28 protein-coding genes are annotated in these 26,295 nt (G+C 37.4%); 11 read left to right on the top strand and 17 right to left on the bottom strand.

Annotated elements, in window-relative coordinates; translation table 11 throughout:
* The 12 genes from ACRD64_RS23715 to ACRD64_RS23660 all read right to left on the bottom strand — a co-directional run.
* On the bottom strand, window positions 1-1,025 hold a 1,025-nt coding region (locus ACRD64_RS23715), incomplete at its 3' end, for an IS1182 family transposase (protein ID WP_430936824.1).
* Between the two features lie 243 nt (window positions 1,026-1,268).
* Window positions 1,269-1,616, bottom strand: coding sequence for a hypothetical protein (locus ACRD64_RS23710; RefSeq protein WP_430936822.1), 348 nt, complete (start codon window positions 1,614-1,616; stop codon window positions 1,269-1,271).
* Window positions 1,616-1,975 carry a hypothetical protein gene (locus tag ACRD64_RS23705; protein WP_430936820.1) on the bottom strand — a complete coding sequence of 120 codons (360 nt, stop codon included), beginning with the start codon at window positions 1,973-1,975 and terminating at the stop codon, window positions 1,616-1,618. The genes ACRD64_RS23710 and ACRD64_RS23705 overlap by 1 nt, the downstream gene beginning before the upstream one ends.
* Window positions 1,968-2,357, bottom strand: a complete 390-nt coding sequence (locus tag ACRD64_RS23700) for a hypothetical protein (protein ID WP_430936818.1) — start codon at window positions 2,355-2,357, stop codon at window positions 1,968-1,970. Before ACRD64_RS23700 ends, ACRD64_RS23705 begins: the two co-directional genes overlap by 8 nt.
* Window positions 2,358-2,692: 335 nt before the next feature.
* Complete coding sequence (locus ACRD64_RS23695) at window positions 2,693-2,884, bottom strand: tyrosine-type recombinase/integrase (RefSeq protein WP_430936826.1); 192 nt, start codon at window positions 2,882-2,884, stop codon at window positions 2,693-2,695.
* A 385-nt stretch (window positions 2,885-3,269) separates the two neighbouring features.
* Window positions 3,270-4,319: a DUF2806 domain-containing protein gene (locus ACRD64_RS23690; protein WP_430936816.1), complete on the bottom strand. Its 1,050-nt coding sequence runs from the start codon at window positions 4,317-4,319 to the stop codon at window positions 3,270-3,272.
* A 243-nt stretch (window positions 4,320-4,562) separates the two neighbouring features.
* Window positions 4,563-5,648: a hypothetical protein gene (locus ACRD64_RS23685; protein WP_430936814.1), complete on the bottom strand. Its 1,086-nt coding sequence runs from the start codon at window positions 5,646-5,648 to the stop codon at window positions 4,563-4,565.
* 371 nt (window positions 5,649-6,019) lie between these two features.
* Window positions 6,020-6,667 (bottom strand): hypothetical protein, encoded by a 648-nt coding sequence (locus ACRD64_RS23680; RefSeq protein WP_430936812.1) that lies wholly within the window; start codon window positions 6,665-6,667, stop codon window positions 6,020-6,022.
* 191 nt (window positions 6,668-6,858) lie between these two features.
* Window positions 6,859-7,014, bottom strand: a complete 156-nt coding sequence (locus tag ACRD64_RS23675; RefSeq protein ID WP_430936810.1) for a hypothetical protein — start codon at window positions 7,012-7,014, stop codon at window positions 6,859-6,861.
* A gap of 255 nt (window positions 7,015-7,269) precedes the next feature.
* Window positions 7,270-8,628 (bottom strand): Gfo/Idh/MocA family protein, encoded by a 1,359-nt coding sequence (locus tag ACRD64_RS23670; protein ID WP_430936808.1) that lies wholly within the window; start codon window positions 8,626-8,628, stop codon window positions 7,270-7,272.
* A gap of 359 nt (window positions 8,629-8,987) precedes the next feature.
* Window positions 8,988-10,643: a DUF6807 family protein gene (locus ACRD64_RS23665; RefSeq protein ID WP_430936806.1), complete on the bottom strand. Its 1,656-nt coding sequence runs from the start codon at window positions 10,641-10,643 to the stop codon at window positions 8,988-8,990.
* A 469-nt stretch (window positions 10,644-11,112) separates the two neighbouring features.
* Entirely contained in the window at window positions 11,113-11,961 is an 849-nt protein-coding gene (locus ACRD64_RS23660; RefSeq protein ID WP_430936804.1) for a sugar phosphate isomerase/epimerase family protein, read from the bottom strand.
* A 124-nt stretch (window positions 11,962-12,085) separates the two neighbouring features.
* Here ACRD64_RS23660 and ACRD64_RS23655 point away from each other — a divergent pair, with 124 nt between their 5' ends.
* The 3 genes from ACRD64_RS23655 (at window position 12,086) to ACRD64_RS23645 (ending at window position 14,544) form a co-directional block, all read left to right on the top strand.
* Window positions 12,086-13,120 carry an AraC family transcriptional regulator gene (locus ACRD64_RS23655; protein WP_430936802.1) on the top strand — a complete coding sequence of 345 codons (1,035 nt, stop codon included), beginning with the start codon at window positions 12,086-12,088 and terminating at the stop codon, window positions 13,118-13,120.
* 19 nt (window positions 13,121-13,139) lie between these two features.
* A complete protein-coding gene (locus ACRD64_RS23650; protein ID WP_430936800.1) occupies window positions 13,140-13,778 on the top strand; it encodes a hypothetical protein in 639 nt (212 codons plus the stop codon).
* A gap of 115 nt (window positions 13,779-13,893) precedes the next feature.
* On the top strand, window positions 13,894-14,544 hold the full coding sequence (locus ACRD64_RS23645; RefSeq protein ID WP_430936798.1) for a hypothetical protein: 651 nt from the start codon (window positions 13,894-13,896) through the stop codon (window positions 14,542-14,544).
* A gap of 465 nt (window positions 14,545-15,009) precedes the next feature.
* Here ACRD64_RS23645 and ACRD64_RS23640 read toward each other — a convergent pair whose 3' ends face one another.
* A complete protein-coding gene (locus ACRD64_RS23640) occupies window positions 15,010-16,179 on the bottom strand; it encodes an aldo/keto reductase (RefSeq protein ID WP_430936796.1) in 1,170 nt (389 codons plus the stop codon).
* A 329-nt stretch (window positions 16,180-16,508) separates the two neighbouring features.
* Here ACRD64_RS23640 and ACRD64_RS23635 point away from each other — a divergent pair, with 329 nt between their 5' ends.
* From ACRD64_RS23635 to ACRD64_RS23600, 8 genes are all read left to right on the top strand, one after another.
* Window positions 16,509-17,291, top strand: coding sequence for an MlaE family ABC transporter permease (locus ACRD64_RS23635; protein ID WP_430936794.1), 783 nt, complete (start codon window positions 16,509-16,511; stop codon window positions 17,289-17,291).
* Between the two features lie 17 nt (window positions 17,292-17,308).
* Entirely contained in the window at window positions 17,309-18,070 is a 762-nt protein-coding gene (locus tag ACRD64_RS23630) for an ABC transporter ATP-binding protein (protein ID WP_430936792.1), read from the top strand.
* Between the two features lie 27 nt (window positions 18,071-18,097).
* Window positions 18,098-19,078 (top strand): MlaD family protein, encoded by a 981-nt coding sequence (locus ACRD64_RS23625; RefSeq protein WP_430936790.1) that lies wholly within the window; start codon window positions 18,098-18,100, stop codon window positions 19,076-19,078.
* A gap of 260 nt (window positions 19,079-19,338) precedes the next feature.
* Window positions 19,339-19,773, top strand: a complete 435-nt coding sequence (locus tag ACRD64_RS23620; RefSeq protein WP_430936788.1) for a VOC family protein — start codon at window positions 19,339-19,341, stop codon at window positions 19,771-19,773.
* A 171-nt stretch (window positions 19,774-19,944) separates the two neighbouring features.
* Entirely contained in the window at window positions 19,945-20,271 is a 327-nt protein-coding gene (locus ACRD64_RS23615) for a hypothetical protein (RefSeq protein WP_430936786.1), read from the top strand.
* A gap of 95 nt (window positions 20,272-20,366) precedes the next feature.
* Window positions 20,367-21,740, top strand: a complete 1,374-nt coding sequence (gene nhaD / locus ACRD64_RS23610) for a sodium:proton antiporter NhaD (RefSeq protein WP_430936784.1) — start codon at window positions 20,367-20,369, stop codon at window positions 21,738-21,740.
* 173 nt (window positions 21,741-21,913) lie between these two features.
* Window positions 21,914-22,351, top strand: a complete 438-nt coding sequence (locus tag ACRD64_RS23605; RefSeq protein WP_430936782.1) for a pyridoxamine 5'-phosphate oxidase family protein — start codon at window positions 21,914-21,916, stop codon at window positions 22,349-22,351.
* 109 nt (window positions 22,352-22,460) lie between these two features.
* On the top strand, window positions 22,461-23,225 hold the full coding sequence (locus ACRD64_RS23600) for an exodeoxyribonuclease III (RefSeq protein WP_430936780.1): 765 nt from the start codon (window positions 22,461-22,463) through the stop codon (window positions 23,223-23,225).
* Between the two features lie 384 nt (window positions 23,226-23,609).
* On the opposite strand, the gene ACRD64_RS23595 is transcribed toward ACRD64_RS23600, so the two are convergent.
* From ACRD64_RS23595 to ACRD64_RS23580, 4 genes are all read right to left on the bottom strand, one after another.
* The gene (locus tag ACRD64_RS23595) at window positions 23,610-23,975 is read right to left on the bottom strand and encodes a helix-turn-helix domain-containing protein (RefSeq protein ID WP_430936778.1); all 366 of its coding nucleotides are present in this window, start codon (window positions 23,973-23,975) and stop codon (window positions 23,610-23,612) included.
* Between the two features lie 11 nt (window positions 23,976-23,986).
* The gene (locus ACRD64_RS23590; protein WP_430936776.1) at window positions 23,987-24,283 is read right to left on the bottom strand and encodes a type II toxin-antitoxin system HigB family toxin; all 297 of its coding nucleotides are present in this window, start codon (window positions 24,281-24,283) and stop codon (window positions 23,987-23,989) included.
* A 757-nt stretch (window positions 24,284-25,040) separates the two neighbouring features.
* Complete coding sequence (locus tag ACRD64_RS23585) at window positions 25,041-25,475, bottom strand: hypothetical protein (protein ID WP_430936774.1); 435 nt, start codon at window positions 25,473-25,475, stop codon at window positions 25,041-25,043.
* 3 nt (window positions 25,476-25,478) lie between these two features.
* Window positions 25,479-26,093: a hypothetical protein gene (locus ACRD64_RS23580; protein ID WP_430936772.1), complete on the bottom strand. Its 615-nt coding sequence runs from the start codon at window positions 26,091-26,093 to the stop codon at window positions 25,479-25,481.
* Window positions 26,094-26,295 lie beyond the last annotated feature (202 nt).

Here is a 26,295-nt window from a genome sequence, read left to right as displayed (position 1 = left end):
TTTTGTTGCTCAGGGCAGATGTAACAGTCACTGGTTTTATTGTATTTAAAGTGTTCGACATTATATGCCGGATTTGGAGCTTGGGCAGCTACAGTGGGAATGGCTACAATGGTTTTTATCCCCAGTAAATTGGCGGTATCGAATTCAGAACCGGTATGATAGCCTTTGTCGTACAGTGCCGTAAATTGATTGTTCCCTAGTATACTTTTGGCCCTTTGTAACATATTGCCCATGGCCTTGCTGTCGTTAACATTGGTCACTTTGTAATCAATCGGTATATTATTTTGTGCATCAACCGTGGTTTGAACATTGTAGGCCACCTTGGTGATGTTGTTGCGGGTGATCATGTGACGGCTGTCGGGGTCGGACGTGGAGATTTGGGGCTGACCTGATTCCTTTAACTGTTGCTCCAACTGCACGTAGCCTTCTTTTCGGTTCTCGTGTTTCTCTATTTCTTTTCTATGCTCCTGCTTATCCCCGTCATTTTCAGCAATAGCCTTGTTGTGCTCGTCTATCTTGTTCTCGATATAATCGATATGACGGTCTATTTTCTTTTGGTTGAAATTGTTTTTCTTACTGTTCTGTGCACGCAGTTTTGTGCTGTCGCCGGCCAGTAGCTTGCCTCCAATAAGTTCGAAATTACGGGCTATGCGTACTGTTTCCCTGAATACTCTTTTTATGGCTTTGGGGTTGTCCTTCCTGAAATTCGAAATGGTGTTGTGGTCGGGCGACAGGGACCTGATAAGCCACATCACCTCGATATTACGTTTACTTTCCTTTTCTAGCCCTCGCGACGAACGGATGCGGTTCATGTAACCATAAATGTAGAGTTTTAACAGGTCGGACGGATGGTAAGCCGGTCTCCCGTTTTCAACAAAACAAACATCAAATCCCATCTTGCACAGATCAATACTATCTACAAATAAATCTATTATGCGTACCTCATTGCCAGGGCCTATGGCCTGTTCTAATGAAACCGGGAAAAGGTGGGTCTGCTCCCTGCTTTGTCCTTGTATGAATTTCATACCTATAAGATACAAAACAACAGCTTCTTCTTCTAGCTTTATGCGCAGTAGTTATGAACCGTTATCAACAGGAGGTCTGGTTTTTAGACAGTCTGACGGTTGGTGTAAGTTTAGTAGCGGATTTACGTGCGGTTATCCGTCCGATAGGAACAGATAATTGGGCGTGAATCCAACGTTGGAACACCCACCGAACCCGCTATTAAATTTACACTTTGTTACCGGTTCGGTTTTTTCTTTTTTTTTTTAGAATATCGATTTTCTCAACAATGGTAAATTTGTCATGAAATATTTACGAATAGCATGAACTACTTCTGTCTTAATTTCTGGACTAAGGTCATGGATTTTCTCATCGAAATTTTTAATAAAATTTGCTTCAAGTTTAGTATACAATGAATCTCTGTTTCTTAAAAAGTGCATCATTTTCGATGTGTAAAACACTTGTTTTTTTCTTCCTGGTTTTGTCGGATGGTCTGTCGTTACATGTATGCCTATCCAGTTGGTTTCTCCAAGAGAAATACTTGCTGTAAAATAATATTTCCCAGCTTGAATATCTAAATCACGAAAGCTTATTTCGGTATATCTTATTGCCATTATGTTTTATTTGTCAATTTATGATTTGCTTTTTCTTTTAAATCAAGCAGTTTATTGTAATCAGTTTTATTTCCATTAATTTCTTTCATAAGCTCTTCAGCAAAAGTTTTTTTTTCTTGGTCTAAAAATCTATCTGGATGATATTTTCTTGATAATTCTCTATGAAGTTGAGATGATTTATTGATACTATTCATCAAGTTGTTCATATCTACTTCTTCTTTTTTGAATTTTCGATAACTTTCTTTTTCGGTTTTAAGTTTTATTTTTTTTCTTCTTTGAATAAAGAAATATACAATTGTCATAGGCAATAGAGTGATTAAAGCAATAATGTAGGGATTAAATAAAATAGGCTTATTCATTTAACATTCCTCCAATCTTAGCATGATTTTCTAATTGCCATTGTAATCCTGTTTTTCCAATATTATCATGAACTTCCAGTGTATCCCAGCCAAGTGAAATAAGCTTCCTCACTAATATCTCATTTTCAATAATGATATTCCCAATAAAATTCATTTCCGATTTTAATAATTCACGACCAGATAAGGCTTTTATTCTAAAACCTGCTGCTAAAAATTTTGAAAAACTGTGTTTATAACTAAAATTTCCTTTTGTGATACTTGCATTTAATAATGTTTCAGCTTCTCCATTAACAAAAGCTGCTCTGGAGAGCGTGTTGAATTCTTTAATAAGCTTTCTCCTTTCTTTAAAATCTCCAAACCAATCAATAATTCGATTCCACATAATTAGTATTCGTCCTTTTAAAAATTAATATTTGTTTTTGTATTTAGATTATGTTATTTGCGTCTCTGTTCAAAATGCACGGTAACTTGGATATAGAGACCGTAATGACTTTATTATTTCGATTATGGTTTCTATACCGCATATATAATCAGTTATTTTAATCGTTTAAAAACGTTTTCTTAATCGTGTAAAAAACGTTTAATTAATCGTTTAAATACGTTTACTTAATCCTTTAGAGCTACTAAAAACCATATGACCTAAATTTTACCGACCTGCTTGCGAATATTGTAATCATAATAGTCTTTTTTACATAACCAAATATAAACAGAATCATTTTATATATCTAAATTATCGATAGGGCTTTTTATATTTTCAAGCTTTTTCATAACAACATGAGAATATATTTCTGTCGTTTTTAAAGAGTGATGTCCCATTAGTTCCTGAATAATCTTTATATCCACCCCGTTTTCTATTAAATGCGAAGCAAACGAATGGCGTATGCTATGTGTGGTCACTCTTCTTTGTATACCGGTTTTTGCTTCGCTTTTTCAAATATCTTTTATATACTACCTACCGGGTATCGCTTACCTGTCCAAAATTTAGTGAAAGTACTCAGGTCTAAATTATTGTAACAAAAAGAACCCCATTAAAAAACTTCATTTTCATGAGGTTTTGCATCGTAGTGCCTAAAGTGTAGTATTTTCGGACCAAAAGCATACATTATCAGTAAAACCAACGGCTAAAAGCTGCTGTATAAGTAAAAACAAACGTAGTGTCGCGTATTCAAAAGCTATAAAATAACGCAAAAAACCTATTAAAATACCTGGCAGGTATCAAAGCCGGGTTGTAGTTCAACCTGGAATAATCGCTGGGTCTTGCAGACCGCTCATATTCCTATTTATTGGCATTTCGTTATTTTTTATTTTCTCGTTCTTTTCGTCTTTTTTCTTGCTCTTGCTCTTTTTCAGTCAACGGAACATCCACTAACGGAGTATGTCGGATTTGACCATTCGGAAGCTTTTGTAAAATCATCCCATATTGGATTTTCCCCATTTGTCTATTTAAGTTCGTTGCAAGAAGCTGTACATAATCTAAGTCAGGAGTTACATTAACCAAACTCAATAATTGTTGTCCGATTTTAGTAAAAACAAGAACCTCAAGTTGATGTTGCGGTTTATTAGGCAATTTATCTTGTATTATGCAGAAATTGCCAACTGTAAATACGCTTTTGCCAGGTCGGTCTTTAGTTGCCATTATTTGAAATGCTAAATCGTTAGCAGTTATGAAACCCAATTCTTCAAGTAATAAGCGGTCAGAATAATTAAGCCCATATTTTTCTTCTAATAATTTGTGCTTCTTAAATGAAAGAATAAATGTCGTTCTTGAAGAAGTAACTGCTAATTTGGCAAATTTCATGAATATTGCAGCTTCATCAGTTGAGAGATTCCTAAGAATATCTAATGTCCTTAATGAATATGATTTAGGTTGCTTAATTTCACCAGCAAGAATTCTAGCCCAAATCTCTTGCATTTCTTCATTAGAAATATCCTCCGCATAATTAAAAAATCTTGTAGTCCAATCTTCATCAACAGGTTCTTCAGAAACACTAGGTTCTGATTCTAAGTTTTCTGCAGCTTTCTGCGTAATATTTTCTATATTTTTTTGTCTTTTTTGTTCTTTGAAGTCAACACGCTGTTGAGTTCGTTCCTCCAAAGTCAATTCCTGTCTAATTGATTCTCCATCAAGTGAAGTTAAACTTAGCTTTTCCTCTGAATAACCAATTTGTTTTAGATTCTCCTGATTACCTTTTATTGTCTCTGCAATAACTTTCAGTTCATAAGCTTTCGCATCTGCAGTCTTTCGAATCAAGTAAGGTTTACTTAACGCTCCAATTCCTTGAGAAACAACCTCTATAAGTTTCTTAAGTGGTTCACTCAGTCCAGTTAAATCTTTTATTTCCATTATCAGTTATATTAATGCAGTTTCGGTCTTTATAATGAATGCCAACGTTCACTGGATGAAGCGTAAGGGAGGAAAAGCCAACTTAACTTCCCAAATTTCAACAGAGCCAAATTTACGTTTTGAAATTTTTCCTTAAACTTAATAAATTTTCGGGACGGAAATTTGGCGGAGCAACCTAGCCCCACAAACACCCCAAGTAAACACTGACCCTTATGCTTTATTCCAGATTGTTATGTGCCGAATTTATTGTTCATCCATTAATCTTACTAAAATCATGGAGAAAATGTCAACATTATGACTGAATTCCAAAAATGGGCTTTTCCCTGTTTCTTTCTGAATGTCAACACCGTTTTTATATGGGGTCAAGTCCAATATTTTATTTAAACGTATAGTCTTATTGCCTTTACCACCCATAAATATCAATCTCTTATTTGTCAAATATAATTGTCCAGAATCTATTGTTTGCCAAACATCTTCTGATACCCTTTGTACTCCAACACTCCCCATTCGATAATAAACCCCTTTTGCAATTTTTATTCTGGCTGTTGGTCCTCCATAGTTAATTCTTTTAGTTACTTTACGTTGTTCAAGCCATTTTATAGAAGTCCTAAAATAAAGATTTTCTGATTTTTGGATATTTATATCAGGGTCAATAGTAGGTAATTCTCCATTTTCAATCTGCCAGTATAATTTGTACCTGTCAAGTACTTCTTTGGATTTGTCGTCAACTTTTAAGTCAATGCTTAAACTCTTTGCGATTTCGTTTATCTCAACTTCCTCTTCTGGTGATAATCTTTGGTCTGAAATTGCACCATCAATAAAGCTCTGTAAAATCTCTTTTGCATTTGTTTCATATATTTTATCCGCTATTTCATCTGAGATTAATAGGTCTTTTTTTAGCCTTTCCAGATTTTCTTTCTCATTGTTGTCTAATCGACCGTCAGAAACTGCTTCCTTAACTTGCTCTTGATAAAGTTTTTCTGTTTCAGTTTTTAGTAATTCTTGTGTGTCTTTTTCATTGAGTAACAGAATGTCCTTAACATGTTTTAATGCAATTATTTCAGAGTCTTCCAATTTGCTGTCAATCAAACAGTGGTGTAAATATTTTTGAAATAATTCAAGTCGTTTAGCCTTAAATTTCTTTTTTAAATTAATCTTGTATCTTTCAGCTACTTCTACAATATTCTCAAGAGAAATTTTTTCAATGTCAGTCTGATGTGAAGCAAAGAGATTATTTATTTCAATTAATCCATTTTCTGCTGGAACTTTTCCGAACATTTTTTGAATCAAACTGGGTTTTTTTAATTCTTGCGGTTTATAAATTTCCATATCAATTATTTTTTAGGGTACGAATGTCTCTTTATTTGGCACATAACTATGGGATATAAAGCATATGCTTTATATCCCTTTTATAGTTACGGTTATATTTTCTCCGTTAAAACTAACAATTATCTCTCAAATTGTAGGTCAATTTATTCAAATTGTTCAGGGCTAGTTTCTAATACCATTTTAACAATAAAATGAGCCTTATTATTTGTTGGTATTTCCGTAATGCTACGGAACAGGTATACCGATGTAATAATCAAGTGAAACGAAGCTAAGGCTCATTTCATTATACAATCGATATAAAAAGGGGTGCCTGTTTAAGACACCCCCATGCAGATTCCCTAACAAACCTGCCCTACGCTATGGTATTTTGTTTAATTACCCACCACCATTCTGGCTTTTTCGTATCCTGCATAAAAACCGGGGTTGCTACGTTTATAAAGTTTCATCAGGTTATCGAGTTTGTTGTGCAACAGGTTGCTGGCCTCGGTCATCAACTCTTCTAACCCTTGGGTGGCCACACTCGATTTAACCTGGTACATACGTGGCAGTCCGCTTACCTCCAAAAAACGGTCCACATCGGTTTGTAGGTCGGTTACCTGTTCGTCGGTCATGCCATACTCATTTTTTAAAGCCTCTCCATGTTCAACCGCTTTTTCCACTACCGTTTCAACTTCTCGAATAAAGTCATCGTTCTTTAATCTATACAAAGCAGTCTCGCTCTTGCTCATGCTGCGAGCCAGTTCATCATCACCGCTCATAATGGCGTATACCTCAACCAGGTCGTTTAATACGTCGGCTTTACCCGCTATAGAGCGCTTTAACGATTCTTTGGTTTTGCCGTAAGTAGTTGAGGCATTACTTTGGTTTTTGGCAAAAACATCAATATTTTCCACAATTCCGTCCAACGCATTTTTTACCTCTCCAATTTTAGAAACACTTTGCCAAACAGGTACATTTTCGTTCAGGTAACCAATGGTTATTTCCATCATGTGTTTTCTGTTGATTTGATTCTGATTCATAGGAATTAAATTTATATGGTTAATAAAACTGATTGCTAATTTGCTTTTTGCTTTGTGTAAATAGTGTATTGTTTAGCATTGAGCGCTTGTTGTTATTCGTTGAGCAGCTATTGTTTTACACCGGGTATTTAATGCTTGCAATAGAGGTGCCTTTGTCAAACATCGAGGGCTTATTGCTAAGCGTTGAGATGTTATTGCTTAAGGTTGGGCATGTATTGCTTTACATCGAGACGGTATTGTTTTGCATTGAGTGGTTGATGCTGCGCTGTTTTTAATGGGGAATAACCGTTAAACAGGTAAAGTAGGGACGAAGAACACAGGCGGTTAGAAAGATTAAGCTTAGTCATTTGAACATTTTTTAAATTCGTTCATTAAGTTAAGGCCATATCCAGCTGTTGTCAAGTACTATTTGCAATTTTTTTTGTTAAAAAGTAAATTTCTCAGAACCTCCTTATTCTTTAAGGCACTCGGGGCGCGATCAAAAACTCGCATTCCGGGTTATTGGCAATAAAAAAGCGAGGATCTTGCACTAAGCAAAACCCTCGCTGTATTTCTTTATTTTTCTTTCTCCCGTTTTCGGTCTCCTTTCTCCGGTCTTCGAGCTATACCGTATACGGACTTCTCATATCTCTATTGAAAATTGTATTGGCATTTGGTGCACCTGTGGCAACTCCTGATTTAGGATCCCAACTTATTTTGCTATTGGTGCGGATGGCAATATTACCCATATGACTTATGGAATCTGATATAATAGCTTCATCCAGCGGACACGTTTCAGGCATTTTACCTCTAATCACGTCAACAAAGTCTTGCCCTATGCCTGCTCCAGACTTTTTAATTCTTCCTGTTTTACCATCCTCAGTAAACTGATCAAACTGTTTCTGAATTTCCGGGATATTCGATTCTGCAGTATTTCTTCCTACCGAAATCCACCCCTTGCTTCCATGGAAAGTAGTACTGTTACCATCTTTTACCTTTCTAATACTTTGCATACCGTTTTTGCCTGCAACATCGGCACTTACAAAATGAAGTTTTAATCCTGAATCATATTCATACATTAAATCCCACGAATTAATGGTATCGTACAACCCGCCAGGCTCAAAGAATTTACCCGATCCTTCGCAGGTATATTTCCCTTTCACCTGACCTTTAATAGCCCAAACCATTTGATCGAGTGGATGAGCACCCCAACCGGCAATAAACCCAAGTGCATAATTGTACTGATACCAGGCTCCAGCTGCTGTTACCCTCTCATCGGAATAAGGAAGCATTTTTGCTGGACCAGTCCATAAATCATAGTCTAATCCTTCGGGAACCTCAGCTGGCACAAACTGCGGAGACTCTTGTTTGGTTCGTCCGGGAGCCCAAACATCTACTTTATGAATTTCTCCAATCTTTCCTTCTTTGATAAACTGATTGGCCAATTTTAAATGCGCCATAGAACGCTGCTGTGTTCCATAATGAAACTTTACATTATTGGCTTTACATTCTTTTTCCAATATTTTATAGTTGGCATAACTCAACCCCAGTGGCTTAGCTACCATTACATGTTTCCCTGCTCTGGCTGCCTCAATGGCTATAGGTACATGCCAATGATCAGGTGTATGGATATTTACCGCATCAATATCTTTTCGTTCCAACAGTTCTTTAAAATCCCTGTAAGCCTTACACTGTGGTGCAGCTATTTCCTTTTCTTTATATGTTCTGTCAATCCATTGCGCTCTTCCTATTCTGCGGTCTTTAAAGGGGTCGCAGGTAGCTACGTTTAGCGCATCAGGAATACGCATAAACCAATTTTTTAAAGCACTTGATCCCATATTTCCCATACCAATATGCCCTATCAATATTTTGTCGTTGACTCCTTTGACACAAGAAGGAATAAGGGTTGGAGCAACCAGGGCCCCTCCTGTAATTAAGGCAGATTGCTTTAAGAACTTTCTGCGTGATAGATTATTTTTCATTGTATTTAGTTTAATTTTTTGTTTTCATTCTATTTACGACGAAAAAACACCTTCTGCATTTAATTAATGATGCATCGGTTACTTTTTCTTGTTGGCCTGTCTCAAAAGCTTTTTGCTTAACAGTAGAACTTACGAACTGTATGTTGGGAGGCTGATAAATCCCCATCCCACAGCCACCCGAAGTAATTAAGATTCCTGAATCGGGATGTCCCTTCTTTCCAAATTGGCGGCGTACGTTCCCTTTTGCCTGTACAAAAGGGGAAGAGCCATTTATAAGGCCTTACAATTTATAAGTTTTATCAAAATACTTTTGACTTTTGAGACACCCCTCTATTAATTCAAAACCCCATCTGGGTATACTATTGACCAACAAACCGCTCCCATTCCGCTTTTATGTCATTCTTATCAGTTTCTTCTCCATGAACCAACAAACGATATTTCAACTTAAGTTTCTCCCCTTTTTTGAGTTCCATCTTTGCGTTAAAAATAACGGCAGGGCTGAAATAATAAAAAGGATGGTTGTCGGTGTTCCATACATACCAGTGGGTGGCATCGCCATAATTATCAGGATCATCAAAAATGCTTACCCCGACATGTTCCCCCTGAACACCTTTTGCATTAAATGTAAAATAACTGGCTCGTGCTCCATGAACACTTTCTTTTTCACCCTGATCGCTTTCAAAACTGGTATCCCATAAATCTTTATTTAACCTGATGGAGAAACCTGCATACCCACCATATCCTTTTCCTTTAGGTTCGTGTTTTAATGGCGTTCTATATAATACCACATCTTCTTTAGCCGTAAATGTACATTTCCAATCTACATAATAATTTCCGTATTTATTGGGAGGTGAAAACTGTAGCTCTCTTTCCTCTGTTAGTAGATATTCCTGATCTGCAATTCGGTAGCCTAATTGCTGAGTAACGCTTGCTTTAAAATCCTTACCGGTTTCTACATTTGTAGATATGATTTCTGTTTTACCATCAGACACTCCTGTTTTACGGTTCTCTTCCCAGAAGTTAACCCCGTTGATAAACTTCCACGAAAACCAAACTGCTCTATGCCAGGGATGGTCGTTTGGCCGTAGCCAGGTTAATTCAGTTCCTTGGATAGTAGATAAAGGATGAATATATGGTTTACCCTCAGAAGGATTAAAGTTATATCTCCAAACCGTCTGCTTTTGATTTAATAAGGATAGGCTGTTCTTATCTTTCTTCCATTTCAATTTATTTTCTGAAGTCTTCCTTTTCAATGTCAACTCATGAGGTAGTTTTTGTTTTACTTTACCTGTTGCAGCCCATTCCGAGCCTCTTTGTAATAAGGTTTTAAAACCCAGGTTCCTCATGCTTTTAACATCATGTCCTAAAACCAGAAAGAAAGTTCTGCCTTTACCCAGCTTACCTTCAAACATCACAGGTTCCATCTTATCAAACCCTTTGTTTGTTTTAGGTGCAAAAGCCTCACCTATAATACGGCAGGTTTTAAAATTCTGCATTTTAATCCATAGTTCGTCTGTTGTCCAAAAGTTACTCATCCCGTTAACAATAGGATGATTAAACTCTTCTACAACTACCTCAAACGAATGCTGTTTACCGTGCCTTGTTCCTTTACCCCAGGTTGCTCCAGCCAGCTTTTGAAACTCGGCCCAGTCGTAGTTGGCACTGGAACCCGCATGAACAAAAACAAACCCACCTCCATTTTCTACAAAATCCAGTACTGCGTTTTGGGTTTCTTCTGCCCAATTTCCATTTTTTTCAGGAAAAAGGTTCCAATTGCTAAGCAATACCTCGTAATTGCCCAACATGGTTGAATTCATCTTTTCAGGCTCTTCTGTTATGGAAACTTCAAACAGTCCTGTTTCTTCCAGAATTCCTTTAATGGCCGGCGTGGTTTCTTGCCATTTGTGGTTATTGCTGCCACTAAGGATTAAAACGTTTATCTTACCTTTAGCCGTGCACCAAAAGGATATAAATATCCCAAATACAACCAATAACAACCATTTTTTTGATATCATAACATTCTATTATCTTTGCTACCACACAGCTTCTATCCAACCTCTAGAGCAAACTCCCCAATTTCAAGCTGTTACAAATCTCGCATAAATGAGAGTCTGACACATGGTTTTTTAATTCCCTTGCCTGTTGCCCACTGTTGGAACGTACTGGGTAGACAAGCGACGCAAAGTCACTTCGTATATTAAACCGGGCTTGTAATGCGTCGCCTTTATCAAACTGTTTGCCCGGGGTTAAAACCCCGGGCTATCAAGGTTAAACCTCATTAAAGTTATTTTCAATATCTGTATTGGCAGGATATGCATCTTATTGATATAGTCATCCCTTATTGCGCTCCGCCAGTACAATTTATATTTTTATCTTTGCTCGTTGACACCTTACTCCCTTCCCGAATTAAAGTAATAATTTTCCTGGCAAGGATGGCTCCGTAACCGATAACTGACTCTCCGACAACCGAACACTGAAAACCCACTATTCTGCTCCAAGAGCTTTAAGATATTCAAAACTTTTTATAACCGCATCCTCTCCTGCTATCTCAAGGGTAGTATATCCATCAAAACCGATCTTGACCAATGCTTCATAAATAGCTTTTATATCGATAACTCCGTCACCAAGGGCGGTAAGTGACATCCCACAACCAAATTCTTTTCCTCTTTTTTCAATCATTTCCTCAGGTAAATCTTTCCAATGAACATGTTCAATTTTATCACCAAGCTTCTTAATCATTTCCAATGGTTCACCACCTCCAAGCCAAAGATTACCCGTATCTAAATTAATTCCCAAAGCGTCCGAATTACATTTTGTCATAAGATCTCCCATTAAATCTACAGAATCCGTAATTTCCCCGTGTGGCTCAATCAATATCTTAACGCCATAGTCTTCGGCAAACTTTAAGGGTTCGTATAATTTTTCAGCAATAGAGAATATGGCTTCCGATTTGGTTAATGACTTTCCAAAATCAGTCTTAGGGTCACCTTCTGCTGTAACTACATGTTTTACGCCAATGGCAGCAGCCAATTTCACTGCCTTAATAATTTGAGCCGTTCCGTAACGTGCCGGTGATGTGGGATCAAGTAAATTAGCATGTGCACATACACTGGATAATTCCAGTCCTTTACCATCAAACATTCTTTTAATATCAAACGGATTGGCATCCAGACTTGCCAACGCCGTAAAACCATATTCTGCTCCCAGACAAGCACCATCAGAATTGTCCGTTAAATCAGCACTTCCGAAACCCATATTTTTAATTTGATCCAATTGAGCATCCAAAGGACTAAATGGGCTGATCAATGCAAAACATCCTACTTTTATTGCCATGGCTAACGTTTTAAAGGTTATGTATTCTTGTGTTTTTTTACTTATGTCAAAATTACATTTTACATTCTCAACTTTATTTCATTATTTCACAGTGTAAAATATTTATACTCATAAAACACTATCAATGAGACCCGATATCACCTACACTGAAACAGACGGCGGAATTTACAACCCAGATTCCTGCACTCCTTTAGAAGCTGCCTGGAAGAAAAATGAAATTGAATTACATACCCTTGGTAGAGGAACTTACCCCGGTCGTCCGCTTGAAGAAGGAGAGCTAAGTAAAGTAAAAAGCATAGGCTATTGGGATGCTAAAACAATTCAGAATTGGGGCTTGGATTATCACCGAAATGAAGGAATTGAAATTTGCCTGTTGGAATCGGGCTCTTTGCAATTCGACTTAAACAACAATACTTACCAGTTAGCGCCCAATACGCTCACCATTACACGGCCTTGGATTCCACATAAATTGGGTGATCCCAAAATTAGTCCGAGTAAGCTACATTGGATCATTTTAGATGTGGATGTACGTCAGCCACACCAACCCTGGCAATGGCCCGATTGGATTATTTTAAAGCAGGAGGACCTGGCACAATTGACCGACATACTTAGGAGAAACGAACAACCCGTTTGGACAGTTGGACAATCGGTTAAAGATTGTTTCGTTCGGATGGGTCAACACATTAAAAACAAAAAAAGTATTTTTTTAGATTCTAAACTAAAGGTTCTTATTAACGAACTCTTGATTTCCATGTTAGAACTTTTTACCTTGGAAAAACCTGTACTAAACGACTCCTTAATTACCAGCAAAAGAAGTGTTGAAATGTTTTTGGATAATCTCAAAGAATTGGTTAACGAAGAATGGACATTAAATGGCATGTCCAGTTATTGCGGATTAGGAACCACTCAATTTTCTAAATACTGTCAGGAAATTACCAATGCCACGCCTACGAATTATTTAAACCAGTTACGTATAAAAAAGGCACACCATTTAATCACAACTGAAAAAGGTAAATCCATTACTGACATAGCATATGATTGCGGCTTTTCGTCGAACCAATATTTTACACAGATATTTAAAAAACACTATAAGGTGGCGCCTCAAAAATATAGGGAGGAGTATTTAAGGAATGAATTAAAAATTATTGAAGGTCATTAAGTGCAAAACTATAATACGCATGAAAAATACTGCATTATTATTGTTTCTTGTATTATTATCCATGGATATTATTGCCCAGGAAGAATTTTTTAGAGACAAAGGGGGACTATCGTTAATTTATGGACTATCAAATGCAGAAGGTAGTGATAGCCATAATTCAGTTGGGGCTAGTATTGCCTTTAGAAGTGGCTTAATTGTCGGTTTATCAAGCCAGCAAATTGCCGATGAGACCAAACCTCAGTTTCATTTTGGTTTTCAAAGAAAGCCTATGCGCAAAGATTCCTATACGCGACCAGGTTTTATCTTCTCCTATGTAAAAGGATCTGGTATCAGAGCTATCGGAAGCACACTAGGACTCTCCTTTTTGATAAATGCTCAAGAACAGTCTCCTACTTCAATTACTGGTATCCTTGGTATAACCAGTATTACTATTAAGGAAGAACACCATGGCTTTCCCAGAAACTTATCAACCCATTCCGAGACAATTCCAATTATTGGTATAGGGCTGAACCAGGCTCTTGGTGCACAAGAAGCAATATCACCGATCATTGGTGTTGGCATAGCCCGCGATCTAAACTACGGCATTACAAGTTTTTCGTTTTCACTGGGCCTTAATTTTAGTTTCAATGGCAAAACAAGCGACCCACCCCCTCTGTAAAACCCTCTTTTACTACCCCTTACGCTTTTGGCACAACCTTTGCAAATACGTTACCAGCTGATTACCGGTAAATACAGGCACCCATTTTATTGTACAATTATTAAAACTGGAAGCCATGAAAAATAGTAGATATAAACTGATTGTATTGTTGATTACACTTGCAACATTTGCAGTAACCTCCGAAGCACAACGCAAGGAAAACAGAAAGGACAAAAAGGACCGTAACAAAAACTACAATAGCAGCCGCAGAGCAGACAATAAAAATAAAGGTAGCGACCGGGACAAGTCCCATCAAGAACGTCATGATGATTACCGGCCTGACAATGATAGGAAGCATGGACAAAATACGTATGATGCACACCACAAAACACAAAAACACCATAACCAGAAATACCACCAACCGCTGCATCATAACGACAGGGATTATGCACGTAATCCCATGTACCATACCCGGGATAATTATTACAAGCATCCACGACATGGTTTAGTATATCGAAGGTTTCACAGTAAACCCGTTCAATTTAGATACAGGGGCCATGATTACTATTATCACAGCGGACATTATTACCGTCACCATCACAACATTGGATATATAAGGGTTGAGCTGCCCGGACATATTATTGTAGAGCGACTACCAACTAATCACACACGCTTCAGCAAGCATGGACGCAATTATTACCGCTGCGGCAATTTGGTTTTTGAACGCTATGGAAACAAGTACAAAATACGTCCTAATTTGAGTATTCAATTATTCGCTCGCTTTTAAATAAATAGCTCACACAGATTAAAGCCGCCATATGCATTAGAAATTCTATTGCACATTGAAATTACTTTAAAACAAGGCACTTTGTTGCATCACTTCAACTCACCAGGACGATGCTCCTCAAAGTAATCGGGACAAGTGATGCCTCGTTTCAGTAATGCCTTGTTTTATTGTACTTGCCATGCTCATGACGAACCTCCAATACATAATCCGGATTAAACGAGGTCCGTCATTAGTAATTTGAAAAATCCTTTTATAAGTCAGCAGGCATCGGCGATAACGTTTGCTATCGATTAAGAAAATCTTACATTGCCGTTTTAAGTAATGTTTAGATATTCTTAATCGAATTATCATATAGGTGCAGTCTAAAAACTATTTTGGGTCATTTTTTATAAACACTCATGAGGACTCGTTGGCAGCTAAGTGTCCCATTCCCGACTGCAGCACCCCTTGCAAAAACTGCAACGATTAGGACAATTCAGGCATTACCTGCCCTACAGCCTGCAGGTTATCATCCAGTTTTTCCACCGTTTCCATTTGAGATACACAACAGGATAAATTTGGGTTTTGTAATGCCCACTGATACGATTTAGCAAACTTGGAAAGTTTATCGCCTGGTACAATGGAGTTTAATTTATCGACAATCCAATCGGGTTTATTTTCCATCACATACAGTCGGGAAACCTTCATTGCAACCAACCCCATTCCCGAACGTTTTGCTTTATGCATAGATGCATCAACCGCAGCATGATTGGCGATATTGTAGGCAAACATGGCCACATCGTAATAACCCAGATCTATTGCTGCATCCAGGTTTCCCGCTACATCGTTGTGAAACGAAACCGCTGAAGCCTTAATCATCCCTTTTTGTTTGAATTCTGTAAGCAGTTCTTCCAATATTTCATCTTTGAGTTCTGGACCCGATGCTCCGTGTGGACAAAATAAAACATCCACATAATCTACCTGCATACGTTTTAAAGACCCCTCAATAAGTTCATACGCATGTTTTCGGATCTCCTGTTTCCATTCTTTTTTCATACCGTATTGCTGCAAAACCACATGCCATAAGTAGGAAGAATGTAACTGCTGTTCCTGTCCGTTAAAATAATTAAAATGATATCCCGGGCGCAACACCATCCTTTCCGCCAGTAGTTCATCCGCTTGTTTCTGAAGTTTCTCCTGTTGACTTGGGGCAAGACTATCGTAAATCTTTTTTAGATATTTTCCTTTGCCATAACCACTGAGTTTAGTCGTTAAAAAAACTTTATCACGGTTACCTCTTAGTTTAAAATACTTTCCAAGGTTTTTTTCTACCTCTCCCTTCCCATATGCAAATGCGCTATCAAAATAATTAATCCCTCGTTCTATACTTGCATCCAGTACCGGGTAACTTTCCTCCGTATGATATGGAAAAGTCCCCATTCCCAACTCCGAAACCATCATGCCAGTTTTCCCTAACATACGATATTGCATACCTTGTTTTTTGTTACGCCAGATAGGTTCAATCACTTTATCTTCTGTTTTGGGTCTAATGTTTTGCCCTGATGCATTGATTAAAGTGGGAGCTGAAATTAATCCCAATGATGAAGCTACTGTTTTCTGAAGAAATGCCCTACGCGAATCTTTTTTATCATTCATAATCATTAACCCTAATGGTACAGCCGCAATATATGGCTTTTTAAAAATATATCGAAACACCTGTACGTTAACGCAATGTTAATGTTTGTGCACAATAAAACACAGAAGGGGATTAAATATTTGATGGGGGATAATTCAAGTATGAAAATCACCTAATAGCCAAAACAATTATAGCAACCCCTTTTTCTATCAATAAACATATTTTTTCAAATACCGCTTCGTTAAAATAATATTTACCGTTTAAGAAGTGGATTTTATTTCTATAAAACGCTATCTTTTTGTAGAAATTTGATCAAATGATAGAAATGATATTTACTAAATGAGGGAATATGAACTATTGGTCATATCTGATTGAGCAGTTTAAACGGTTTTTTTTTATAGTTGGAGATGTTTCCTATTTTGCGGGTCGCTTTTTTAAAGAAGTAGGTAGTCGTCCCATTGAGTTTCAAGAGTTTTTGAAACAATGTTACATGGTAGGGTACAAATCGCTTCCATTGGTTGCCATTACAAGTCTTATCATGGGCATGGTGCTTACCTTGCAAACCAGACCCACATTGGTTGATTTTGGTGCTGTATCCTTAATGCCCAGTATGGTTGGCATTTCAATAGTAAGAGAAATAGGACCCGTAATTACAGCACTGATTTGTGCCGGAAAAGTCGGTTCGGGAATTGGAGCAGAATTGGGTTCTATGCGGGTTACCGAGCAGATTGATGCCATGGAAGTCTCCGGTACAAATCCGTTTAAATATCTTGTAGTAACACGTATCCTGGCTACCACGGTTACGCTGCCTATTCTGGTAATATTGGGAGATGCGGTAGGTCTTTGGGGATCCTTTATGGTAGAGAATATGAAAGGTTCAGTATCCTTTACCCTGTTTTTTAATTTGGTATTTGATTATTTATCCTATGGAGATCTGATCCCTTCCATCATAAAGTCTTTCTTTTTTGGTTTTGCCATAGGGTTAATAGGTTGCTACAAAGGTTATTATGCCGAGAGAGGTACGGCCGGCGTAGGCTTGGCAGCAAACTCGGCTGTGGTCATTACTTCGATGTTGCTGTTCTTTATCGATTTTTTGGCTGTTTTGGTGGCAGATATATTTTACGAGTTGTAAATTTATAAAACGGATTGATGAAATTGGAAAAAACACATCAGGAAAAAGATCAAAAAAAGGTAATTGAAGTTATTCAGTTGCATAAAGAACTTGCAGGGAAGCAGGTTTTGAATGGTTTCGATTTGGATCTTTATAACGGGGAGTGTTTGGTTGTTATAGGTAAGTCCGGTGCAGGAAAAACGGTCATGATCCGATGTCTGGTGGGACTAATGAGCGGGGAATCCGGAATGGTCACTATCTTGGGAAAAAGTATCGCGGATTTAAATCAAAAAGAGTTGGATGATTTGCGAATGCATATCGGCTTTTTATTTCAGGGGAGCGCTCTGTATGATTCGATGTCGGTTCGCGAAAATTTGGAGTTTCCTTTAAGAAGACACCAGAAAAAGTTTTCGGGAAAGGAGGAGATTGAACAATTAATCAGGGAGGTACTGGCAAGTGTGGGGTTGGAACACGCCATTGATCTGATGCCTGCAGAATTATCCGGCGGTATGAAACGAAGAATTGCCTTAGCCAGAACGCTGATTCTAAGGCCACAGATAATTTTTTATGACGAACCCACCACCGGTCTGGACCCGATCACTGCAAGGGAAATAATCCATTTGATTGGTGAGCTCCAGAAAAAATATAAAACCTCATCATTAATCATCACCCACGATTTAAATATTGCCAAACTTATTTCAGACAGAGTGGTGATTTTGGCCGAAGGAAAAAATTATGCGGAAGGTACCTATAAGGATTTAAAAGCAACAAATGATCCTCTGGTAAAGGCGTTTTTTTAACATCATAAACAGAAAAAAAACAGTCGTATGCAAAAAACAACCTATCAAAAAATAAAGCTGGGGATTATGGTGCTTAGCGGAGTACTGCTTTTTACCCTGGCGGTTTATTTAATCGGTGATAAACAAAGTTTATTTCAAAAGAATTTCGAGATAAGTTCTGTTTTTAAAAGCGTTAGAGGCTTGAGATTAGGAGACAACGTAAGGTATTTAGGAATTGATGCGGGAAATGTTAAAGCGATAGAAATGATTAATGATACGGCCATCCGTATTACGATGAAATTGGATGTGCATACCATGAAATTTATAAAAAAGAATGCGGTTGCGAAAATAACTACGGATGGATTAGTTGGAGATATGGTGGTTAACATAGAGCCTGGTATTGGTTTCAGTAAGGGTATCGAAGATAAAGATGAGATAACAGCCTTCGATCCGGTAGGTACGGCTGAAATTTTAAGCACATTAAGCGAAACAAATGAAAATGCAGCCATGTTAACTGCCGGCATATTACGAATAACCAATTCAATAAACGAAGGAAAAGGAACCTTGGGCATGCTGATTCATGATTCTGAAACAGCAGATGACATCAGAAAAATTATACGGAACGTGAAAGAGACAACCCAAAGGTCGGCCGTACTGATGAAAAACCTGGAAGATGTGTCCAACTTGATTAAGAGTGACAAAAACCTGTTGGGTATATTGTTGAATGATACATTATCCGCCCAAAAACTTCATGAACTGATCAGTGATTTAAGTTCTTCCGGGAATGAAATAAAAAAAATGTCCGAATCTTTAAATGGTTTAATAACCGACCTTGCAGAAGGAGACAATAGTGTGATGAACACGCTGGCTAATGACTCCTTATTAAGGAATGACATAAAAGAAACTCTGGAGAATATTAATTCCGGGAGTCAGAAATTTAACGAAAACATGGAAGCCTTAAAACACCATACTTTGTTTAAAGGTTACTTTAAGGATAAAGAAAAAGAAAAGCGTAAAGAAAAAAAGTAAGTCTGTACCCCTGTATTGAAGCATCATGACATGAGCAAACTGTAGATGCCCAAACAATGCCTCACTGTATTGTTAACACCAACAATGAAAAAGAAAAATTTTCTGAATAATAAAAGCTCATGCCTTAAAAATTGAAAGGCAAGGCTTTACTTCCCTATTGTAAATAGAGTTTGCATTTCAGCAAACAAAACAAATAAAAGACCAAATTGTCCGAATTTAATTCGTAAATTAAGGTAGTCTAATTTTAAATATTATAAATCATGACTACAGTAAATATCTATCTTACCTTTAACGGTAATTGCGAAGAAGCTTTTAATTTTTACAAATCGGTTTTTGGTGGGGAATTTGCCATGATGAGCCGTTTTAAAGAGATGCCGCCGCAAGAAGGCATGCAAATGCCCGAAGAAGAAGGTGATCGGATTATGCATGTTACCTTGCCTATTGGTGGGGATACCGTTTTAATGGGCAGCGACACCGGCGGAGAATGGGCAGCCGGTTACAAAGAAGGAAATAACTTTTCCATTTCTATCTCTGCGGATTCAAAAACCAAGGCAGACGAATTTTTCGCAAAGCTATCCAATGGCGGAAAAGTAATTATGCCGATGGAAAAAACTTTCTGGGAATCTTATTTTGGTATGTTTACCGATAAATTCGGCATCAACTGGATGGTGAGCTTTGATGAAGTTAAAAAATAACGATACGAAGCTGCCCAACAACCAAAAATTCATGTTAGGCAGCTTTTTTTGCTAACCACCCTATTCCCTCCCATCTTCATTTTCCCCATTTATGATTTATTAAGATGATTTTAACAAATACAACTTATCTCACCTGTTAATTATACTACATTTGTGCGTTTTTTATAACGCATGAGCGGATTATCAATACATATTATATTGTGCTTCTTTAGGTTGTTACTGCCAGAACAACTGCCAGAAGAAGGCTTCTCGGCAAATCATAGTGCCGACAAGCACTTCGACTATGCGTATATTTCAGATTTGGATTCTACTGGCACTATCTACATCGTAGAAGAAGAAAATGACCACAAAGAATTTTTCCCTGTTTTTAAGGATTCACATGTTTGCTATCTGCAGCATATACCTTTATGTGTATATTGCGCTTTACATTCAAGCATTACCGTTTCCATACTGTTCGAATCGGACACCTCACCTCCTGCCATTATCGTTTCTGCTTAAACCGAACAGTTTTTCTAAACTATTATAATATAAAAAATACTGCATGGATATTAGATCTATCGCAGACATATACCTACATCTTAATATTTAATGTAATGTTTTTATTAATGCTTGCCGTATTCGTAATAGGGTATGGATTTATTGTATTCGAACACATCAACCACATCAATAAAGCAGCTATTGCCCTGCTAATTGGTTCATTAACATGGGCAATTTATGCCATAGGCGGTTCCGGAGTTTTGGAATTAGGCTTTAGCTCGGCCTGGCAGAATTATTTAGCATCAGCGCATGGTACAGTAAATATCCATCAGTTTATTACTCACCATCAATTATACCATCACCTATCCGAGATATCTTCCATATTGTTCTTTTTAATGGGTGCAATGACCATTGTTGAACTTGTAGATAGGTATCAGGGTTTTAGAGTAATTACCACCAAAATTAACAGTTCAAGTGCCGTAAAGTTATTATGGATCATTAGTGGGCTGACCTTTTTAATGTCGGCCGTACTCGATAACTTAACTACAACTATTGTAATCATCACGGTACTCCGAAAACTACTCACACAAAAAGACAATCGCTGGATTTTTGCCAGCATGGTGGTTGTTTCCGCTAATGCAGGTGGAGCATGGTCGCCCATTGGGGATGTTACCACCATTATGCTTTGGATTGGAAGCCAGGTAACTGCGGCTCATATCATCACAGCCGTAATTTTACCAAGTTTAGTGAACGTTATCGTCTCCACCTTTTTATTTTCGCTGTTGGTAAAAGGACAAACCATACGTCCGGTTTTACCTGAGAATGAAACACGGGAGTTTACCACTTTCCAGGAAAGGGTTTTTATGCTGGTTGTTGGCACACTGGCATTAATCTCTGTTCCGATATTTAAAACCATTACGCACCTCCCTCCCTATTTAGGCATGTTATTAGGATTGGCCGTATTGTGGATCATGACCGACCGCTATCTTAAAAACCGGTCTGCCGAGGACAAACGTACCCTGACCGTTACCGCAGTAATTAAAACCATTGATATACCAACTGTCCTTTTCTTTCTGGGGATTTTAAGTGCCGTATCCGCTCTTCAATCAGCCGGGCATCTTGATTTGATGGCTCAATTTATGGACGAAAAAGTGAAAAACATCTATGTCATTAATATGGTCATTGGCGTGGTTTCTTCCATCGTGGATAACGTTCCATTGGTTGCTGCTTCAATGGGAATGTATCAAATTGCGGGTGCCGAGGCTGCCGGTTATTTGGGCAATTTTGTGCAAGATGGGAACTTTTGGTCGTTTCTGGCATATTGTGCGGGTACGGGCGGTAGCATACTTATTATTGGCTCTGCTGCCGGTGTAGCCGCCATGGGACTGGAAAAAATCGATTTTATGTGGTATCTGAAAAAGGTAAGTGTTATCGCCTTAGCAGGTTATATGGCAGGTGCCCTTACTTTCTATCTGCAAACGATGATCTAGTATAATTGAATATCTACTTTTTTAAGGTGGTATCAAAAATACGTAACAGTTCAAACTCTGCAAACAATCTTTCTATATCGTTGGATTACTTATTGCTTTTACCATTGACAATGGCCGGGTAATCATCGTAACTTTAATCCAAGAGTTTTCTATAAAAAATAGGAGGAGTCGTCATGAAGAAACAGGAAATTATCCGGTTCGCCAATGATAATCCGGTATGTTATCTGGCAACAATTGAAAACAACAGACCTCATGTAAGGGCTATGTTAATGTGGTATGCGGATGAAACAGGTTTTTATTTTGAAACCCTTTCACTTAAAGAAATGAGTAAACAGATTCATATGAATCCCAATGTTGAAGTTTGCTTTTACAACCAACCCGAAGATTTGCTTGACGCAAAGGAATTGAGAGTCTCAGGAGTGATGGAGTTTATTGAGGATCCTGCAATCATTGAAAAAGCATATAAAAACAGGGAATATATAGAAGACCTAGCCGGGCAACCCATTAAAAGATATATGGAAGTGTTGCGGATTGCTCATGGAGATGCTCATTTTTGGAACTTAAAAACAGATGTACTCAAAGAACATCAATTGGAGCATTTAGAGTTCTGATCAAGAAACGAATAGTTTGATATGATTTTCTAATTAGAACCAGGGCTACTTTTGTTATTTCTACTAAATTAAAATCTTTCATTATCTTGCTTACCAAAAAAGTAAGATAATGAAGATAATATCGTGGAACGTGAACGGCCTGCGGGCTGTTGCCAAAAAAAACTTTTTCGAAGATCTTAACCATATGGACCCGGATATATTGTGTCTGCAGGAAACGAAGGCACAAGACGATCAGGTGGCGGAGGTTTTAAAAGATGTAAACGGATATCATGTTTATTCAAATTCCGCAGAAAAAAAAGGTTATTCGGGTACAGCTGTTCTCTCAAAAACAGAACCGATAAAGGTAACCCGGGATATGGGCATGGAGGAGCACGATACCGAAGGAAGGGTACTTACGTTGGAATATGAAAACTTTTATTTGGTGAATGTATATGTTCCTAATTCCGGCAGTGACTTAAAGCGATTGGATTACCGCCAGGACTGGGACAAAGCTTTCTTTGATTACCTGAAAAACCTGGAGAAAGAGAAACCCGTATTGGTGGGGGGCGACTTTAATGTGGCCCATACCGAAAATGATTTGGCCCGTCCTAAACCCAACTACAACAAATCGGCAGGTTTTATGCAAGAGGAGATTGACGGCATGGACCGATTTACCCAGGGCGGTTTAAAAGACACTTTTCGTCATTTTTACCCCGGTTTAAAAGACAAGTATTCGTGGTGGAGTTACAGGGCTGGAGCCAGAGGTAAGAATGTAGGCTGGAGAATCGACTATTTTTTGGCCAGTGAAAGTTTCCTTCCGGAAATTAAAGATGCGTACATTATGAACGACATTATGGGCTCTGACCATTGTCCGGTGGGAGTAACATTGAATTAGTGTGGTTTTCACCACGGATGAGCTTTTCCATAATCCGGGTGTGGCACTCCGGTTCATTCTTTTCCTTGAGTTTTATTAACGGTTAAATCTATAACATCAGGCATGTTTAATGGGCTATAAAGTCATTTATACCCATACACAGAATCCTATATTGGGTACTACTATCACTGTGGAACGCTTGCAGAAACGAGGATATATCCCACTTGCTGAAATGTATCAATAGATGCATTCTTCATTAGCAACTTCAAACAATACGCTATTCCCCATGATGTAAGGAACCGCCATATACGCGACCCGTACATACGGTGCTGTGAGAGGCGCACTGGCGGTCAAATGGCCGTCAGCCGTCTACTCGATTGCCAACCGTACTTCTTTTCAGTTTAGTTAACCAATTTGGTAGTCCTTAATTAACAGGCTGGCAGATAGATTCAAACGAGTCGTTAATTTGCGAATCATTTCAACAGTCAATTTTCTTCTTTTATTAAGAATTTCAGATACTCGATTTTTTCCGCCAAATTCATTAACTAAGTCAACTTGTTTAAGGTGCATTTCTTCCATTCTTATTTTTATAGCTTCAATAGGATCAGGTGCTTCAATAAAATAGTTTTTGTTTTCATATTCATCAATGATTAAGCCAAGTATGTCAGCTTCGTCACTTTCCAGAGTACCATCTTGAGCATCAAAAATCTCCTCAAGTCTTTTTAATGCCATTTGATAGTCTTCTTCTGTCTTTATTGGTCTAATATTCATGTCAATTCTTTTTAAATATTGTCAGCATCAATTTTATCATATTCTGAATGAGTCCCGATAAAACGAATAAATCCCCATTGTTTCTCAAAATTAAATTTTACAATTAGTCTGTAAGAGTTCCCTTTGATGTTAAAAACCATTCGTTCATTCTTAAGAATACTTGCATTTGCATAGGTCTGTTTTATGTCATTTGGCGATTTCCAGTCAGAATTCATTGCTGTGTCATACCAGGTCTTTAGGTATTGTTCTGAGTCAGCATGTTTCTCCCAGTAAATTCTAAGCGTGCTTTTTGCAAATATTCTCTTCATATAAAGTTATTCTGGTCCAAAGGTAACAATAAATTCCCATTTCGGGAACTTTAAGTCATTTTTTGGGTATGGTTGGGTAGAGTAGAGCCTGATAGCTTACTCCGTTTTGTTAATCATAAAAGTAACAATAATAAGTAAACTATCAGCGCCCCCTGCATCAAACCGTATCCCGATGTTCGGGACAGGCTGTGAAGTTTTCCCTCATACGGCTTACCGATAGAGTTCTTCATTTGCTTTTCATATGGATCTACCCGGCACATGTATAGTTCATAAGCTATATGAACCACTTGTGACTTCTCTTCATATTTGAACCCGCAATATGCATTAGAAAATCTATTACACATTGAAATTGTTTCAAAACAAGACACTCCGCTGCTTCACTTCCAATGTTCACGACGAAGTTCTAATGTATAATCCGGGTTGAACAAACATATAGCGACGTTTAGAATCAACTACTTAATTATTTCAGCCAAATAGGACAAAGCCAGAACTGATAGTATTGAATTTTAATAAAAAAATATGGAGAAACTTGGATTACAACATAGAACGGGTCGTGGGCTTATTTGAAAATTGAACCTCCAAAACCCCACCAAGCCGAAGCTAAGGTTTAGGTTATACATTTATTCTTTTCACTAGCCGAAGCCTTAGCTTCGGCGAACTAATTTAAAGAGCAGCTCTCCCAAATCAGGCTCTTTAATTCCTGACTTTACTTTTACACAATTTCCAGATTCAAATTTAACTTCCTGTAATTTCATGGCTAGTTCTTATATGCTATTTCTTCGAAGCATTCAATTAGACTTTTTAACCCAACCAATATTATACCCCGTGTTTCATTTTTCATATTTAAAAGTGCTATTTTCTGATTAAATTGAAAAATAACACCTGTAAATAACGCCTTCGACTTTAAATTTTCTAAGTCAGCAGAAATAACTTCAAGTTTTGATTTTTTACTCTGCTCTCCTTCAAAGTATTTGAGCATATGGACATTTCGTTGTTGAATCCTCATAAATTGCGGCTCTGTAATCTTTTCGGTTTCTGTTTGATGATATTCTTTAAAGAACTCCCAAATCAGAAAGATGATTTTCATTATTTCTTCTAATTCAAGAGATTTTAAATCATAACGATAACCAAGAATTAACGAAATCAGGAAAGGTTGTTGCTGCGATATTTTATCCGATTGGAAATCCAGCATATTTTAAGAAATATTCCTTTCATCTTGTAATGGCACTATTTTGTTTTCTTTCAGGTAACTACAAAAATTCATTATGTCCTCCATCAAGTCTTGGTTTGAAGTTGGTCTCAGTATAAACTCATGATGACCATGAATAAAATCGGCAAACATTACTGTGTTGGCAAACCTTTTCCTTGGTTTCATTTTTCTGAATTTGTCTTTTGAGATTTGTTTGAATTTAACAAGAATATGAAACTGTGATTTTAAAACCTTGCTTTCATCGAATGAGTAAAATAATTGCACATCAAAGTTTTCATGTTTACCCTCATAAATTTCTTCAGTCTTATTCCATTTAAATCCTTTTCTAATAAAGCTTTCTAAATTCCTGTGTCTTGCATATTTTTTGGTTAAGATTGGTCTTAAAAATTTGATTCCCCCTATCGTGAATATTGCCGAAATTATTGCAAATCCAATAGCAAATTTTAATCCAAACAATAAGGAATTTTCAAGATTTTTAGGGTTGTTTTCTATCCAATGCAAAAAAGAAATTAGAACAAATCCAATTATTAAAGGGAATAGAAAATAATCTTTAAACAGTCTTGAATTTACTTCAGTATTATTGTATTCTTCTCGATTCATAAATTGTAATTACGAGGCTTTTTCAATATTACCTACAACGTTCACTGGATGAAGCGTTAGTGATTTGAAAAACCAAACCATCAAAAACACTACAGAGCCAAATTTTTTATTTTGTTTAAACTTACTTCTTGACTTCCGCACTTTTTGTGGGACACCCTCCGTATCCCTTGCTATTGCTGACTTTCTTTTTTAACTTGGGTGT

The sequence above is a fragment of the Saccharicrinis sp. 156 genome (assembly GCF_050589685.1).
Classification (GTDB): domain Bacteria; phylum Bacteroidota; class Bacteroidia; order Bacteroidales; family Marinilabiliaceae; genus Saccharicrinis.
This window is presented reverse-complemented; position numbering and strand designations above follow the sequence as displayed.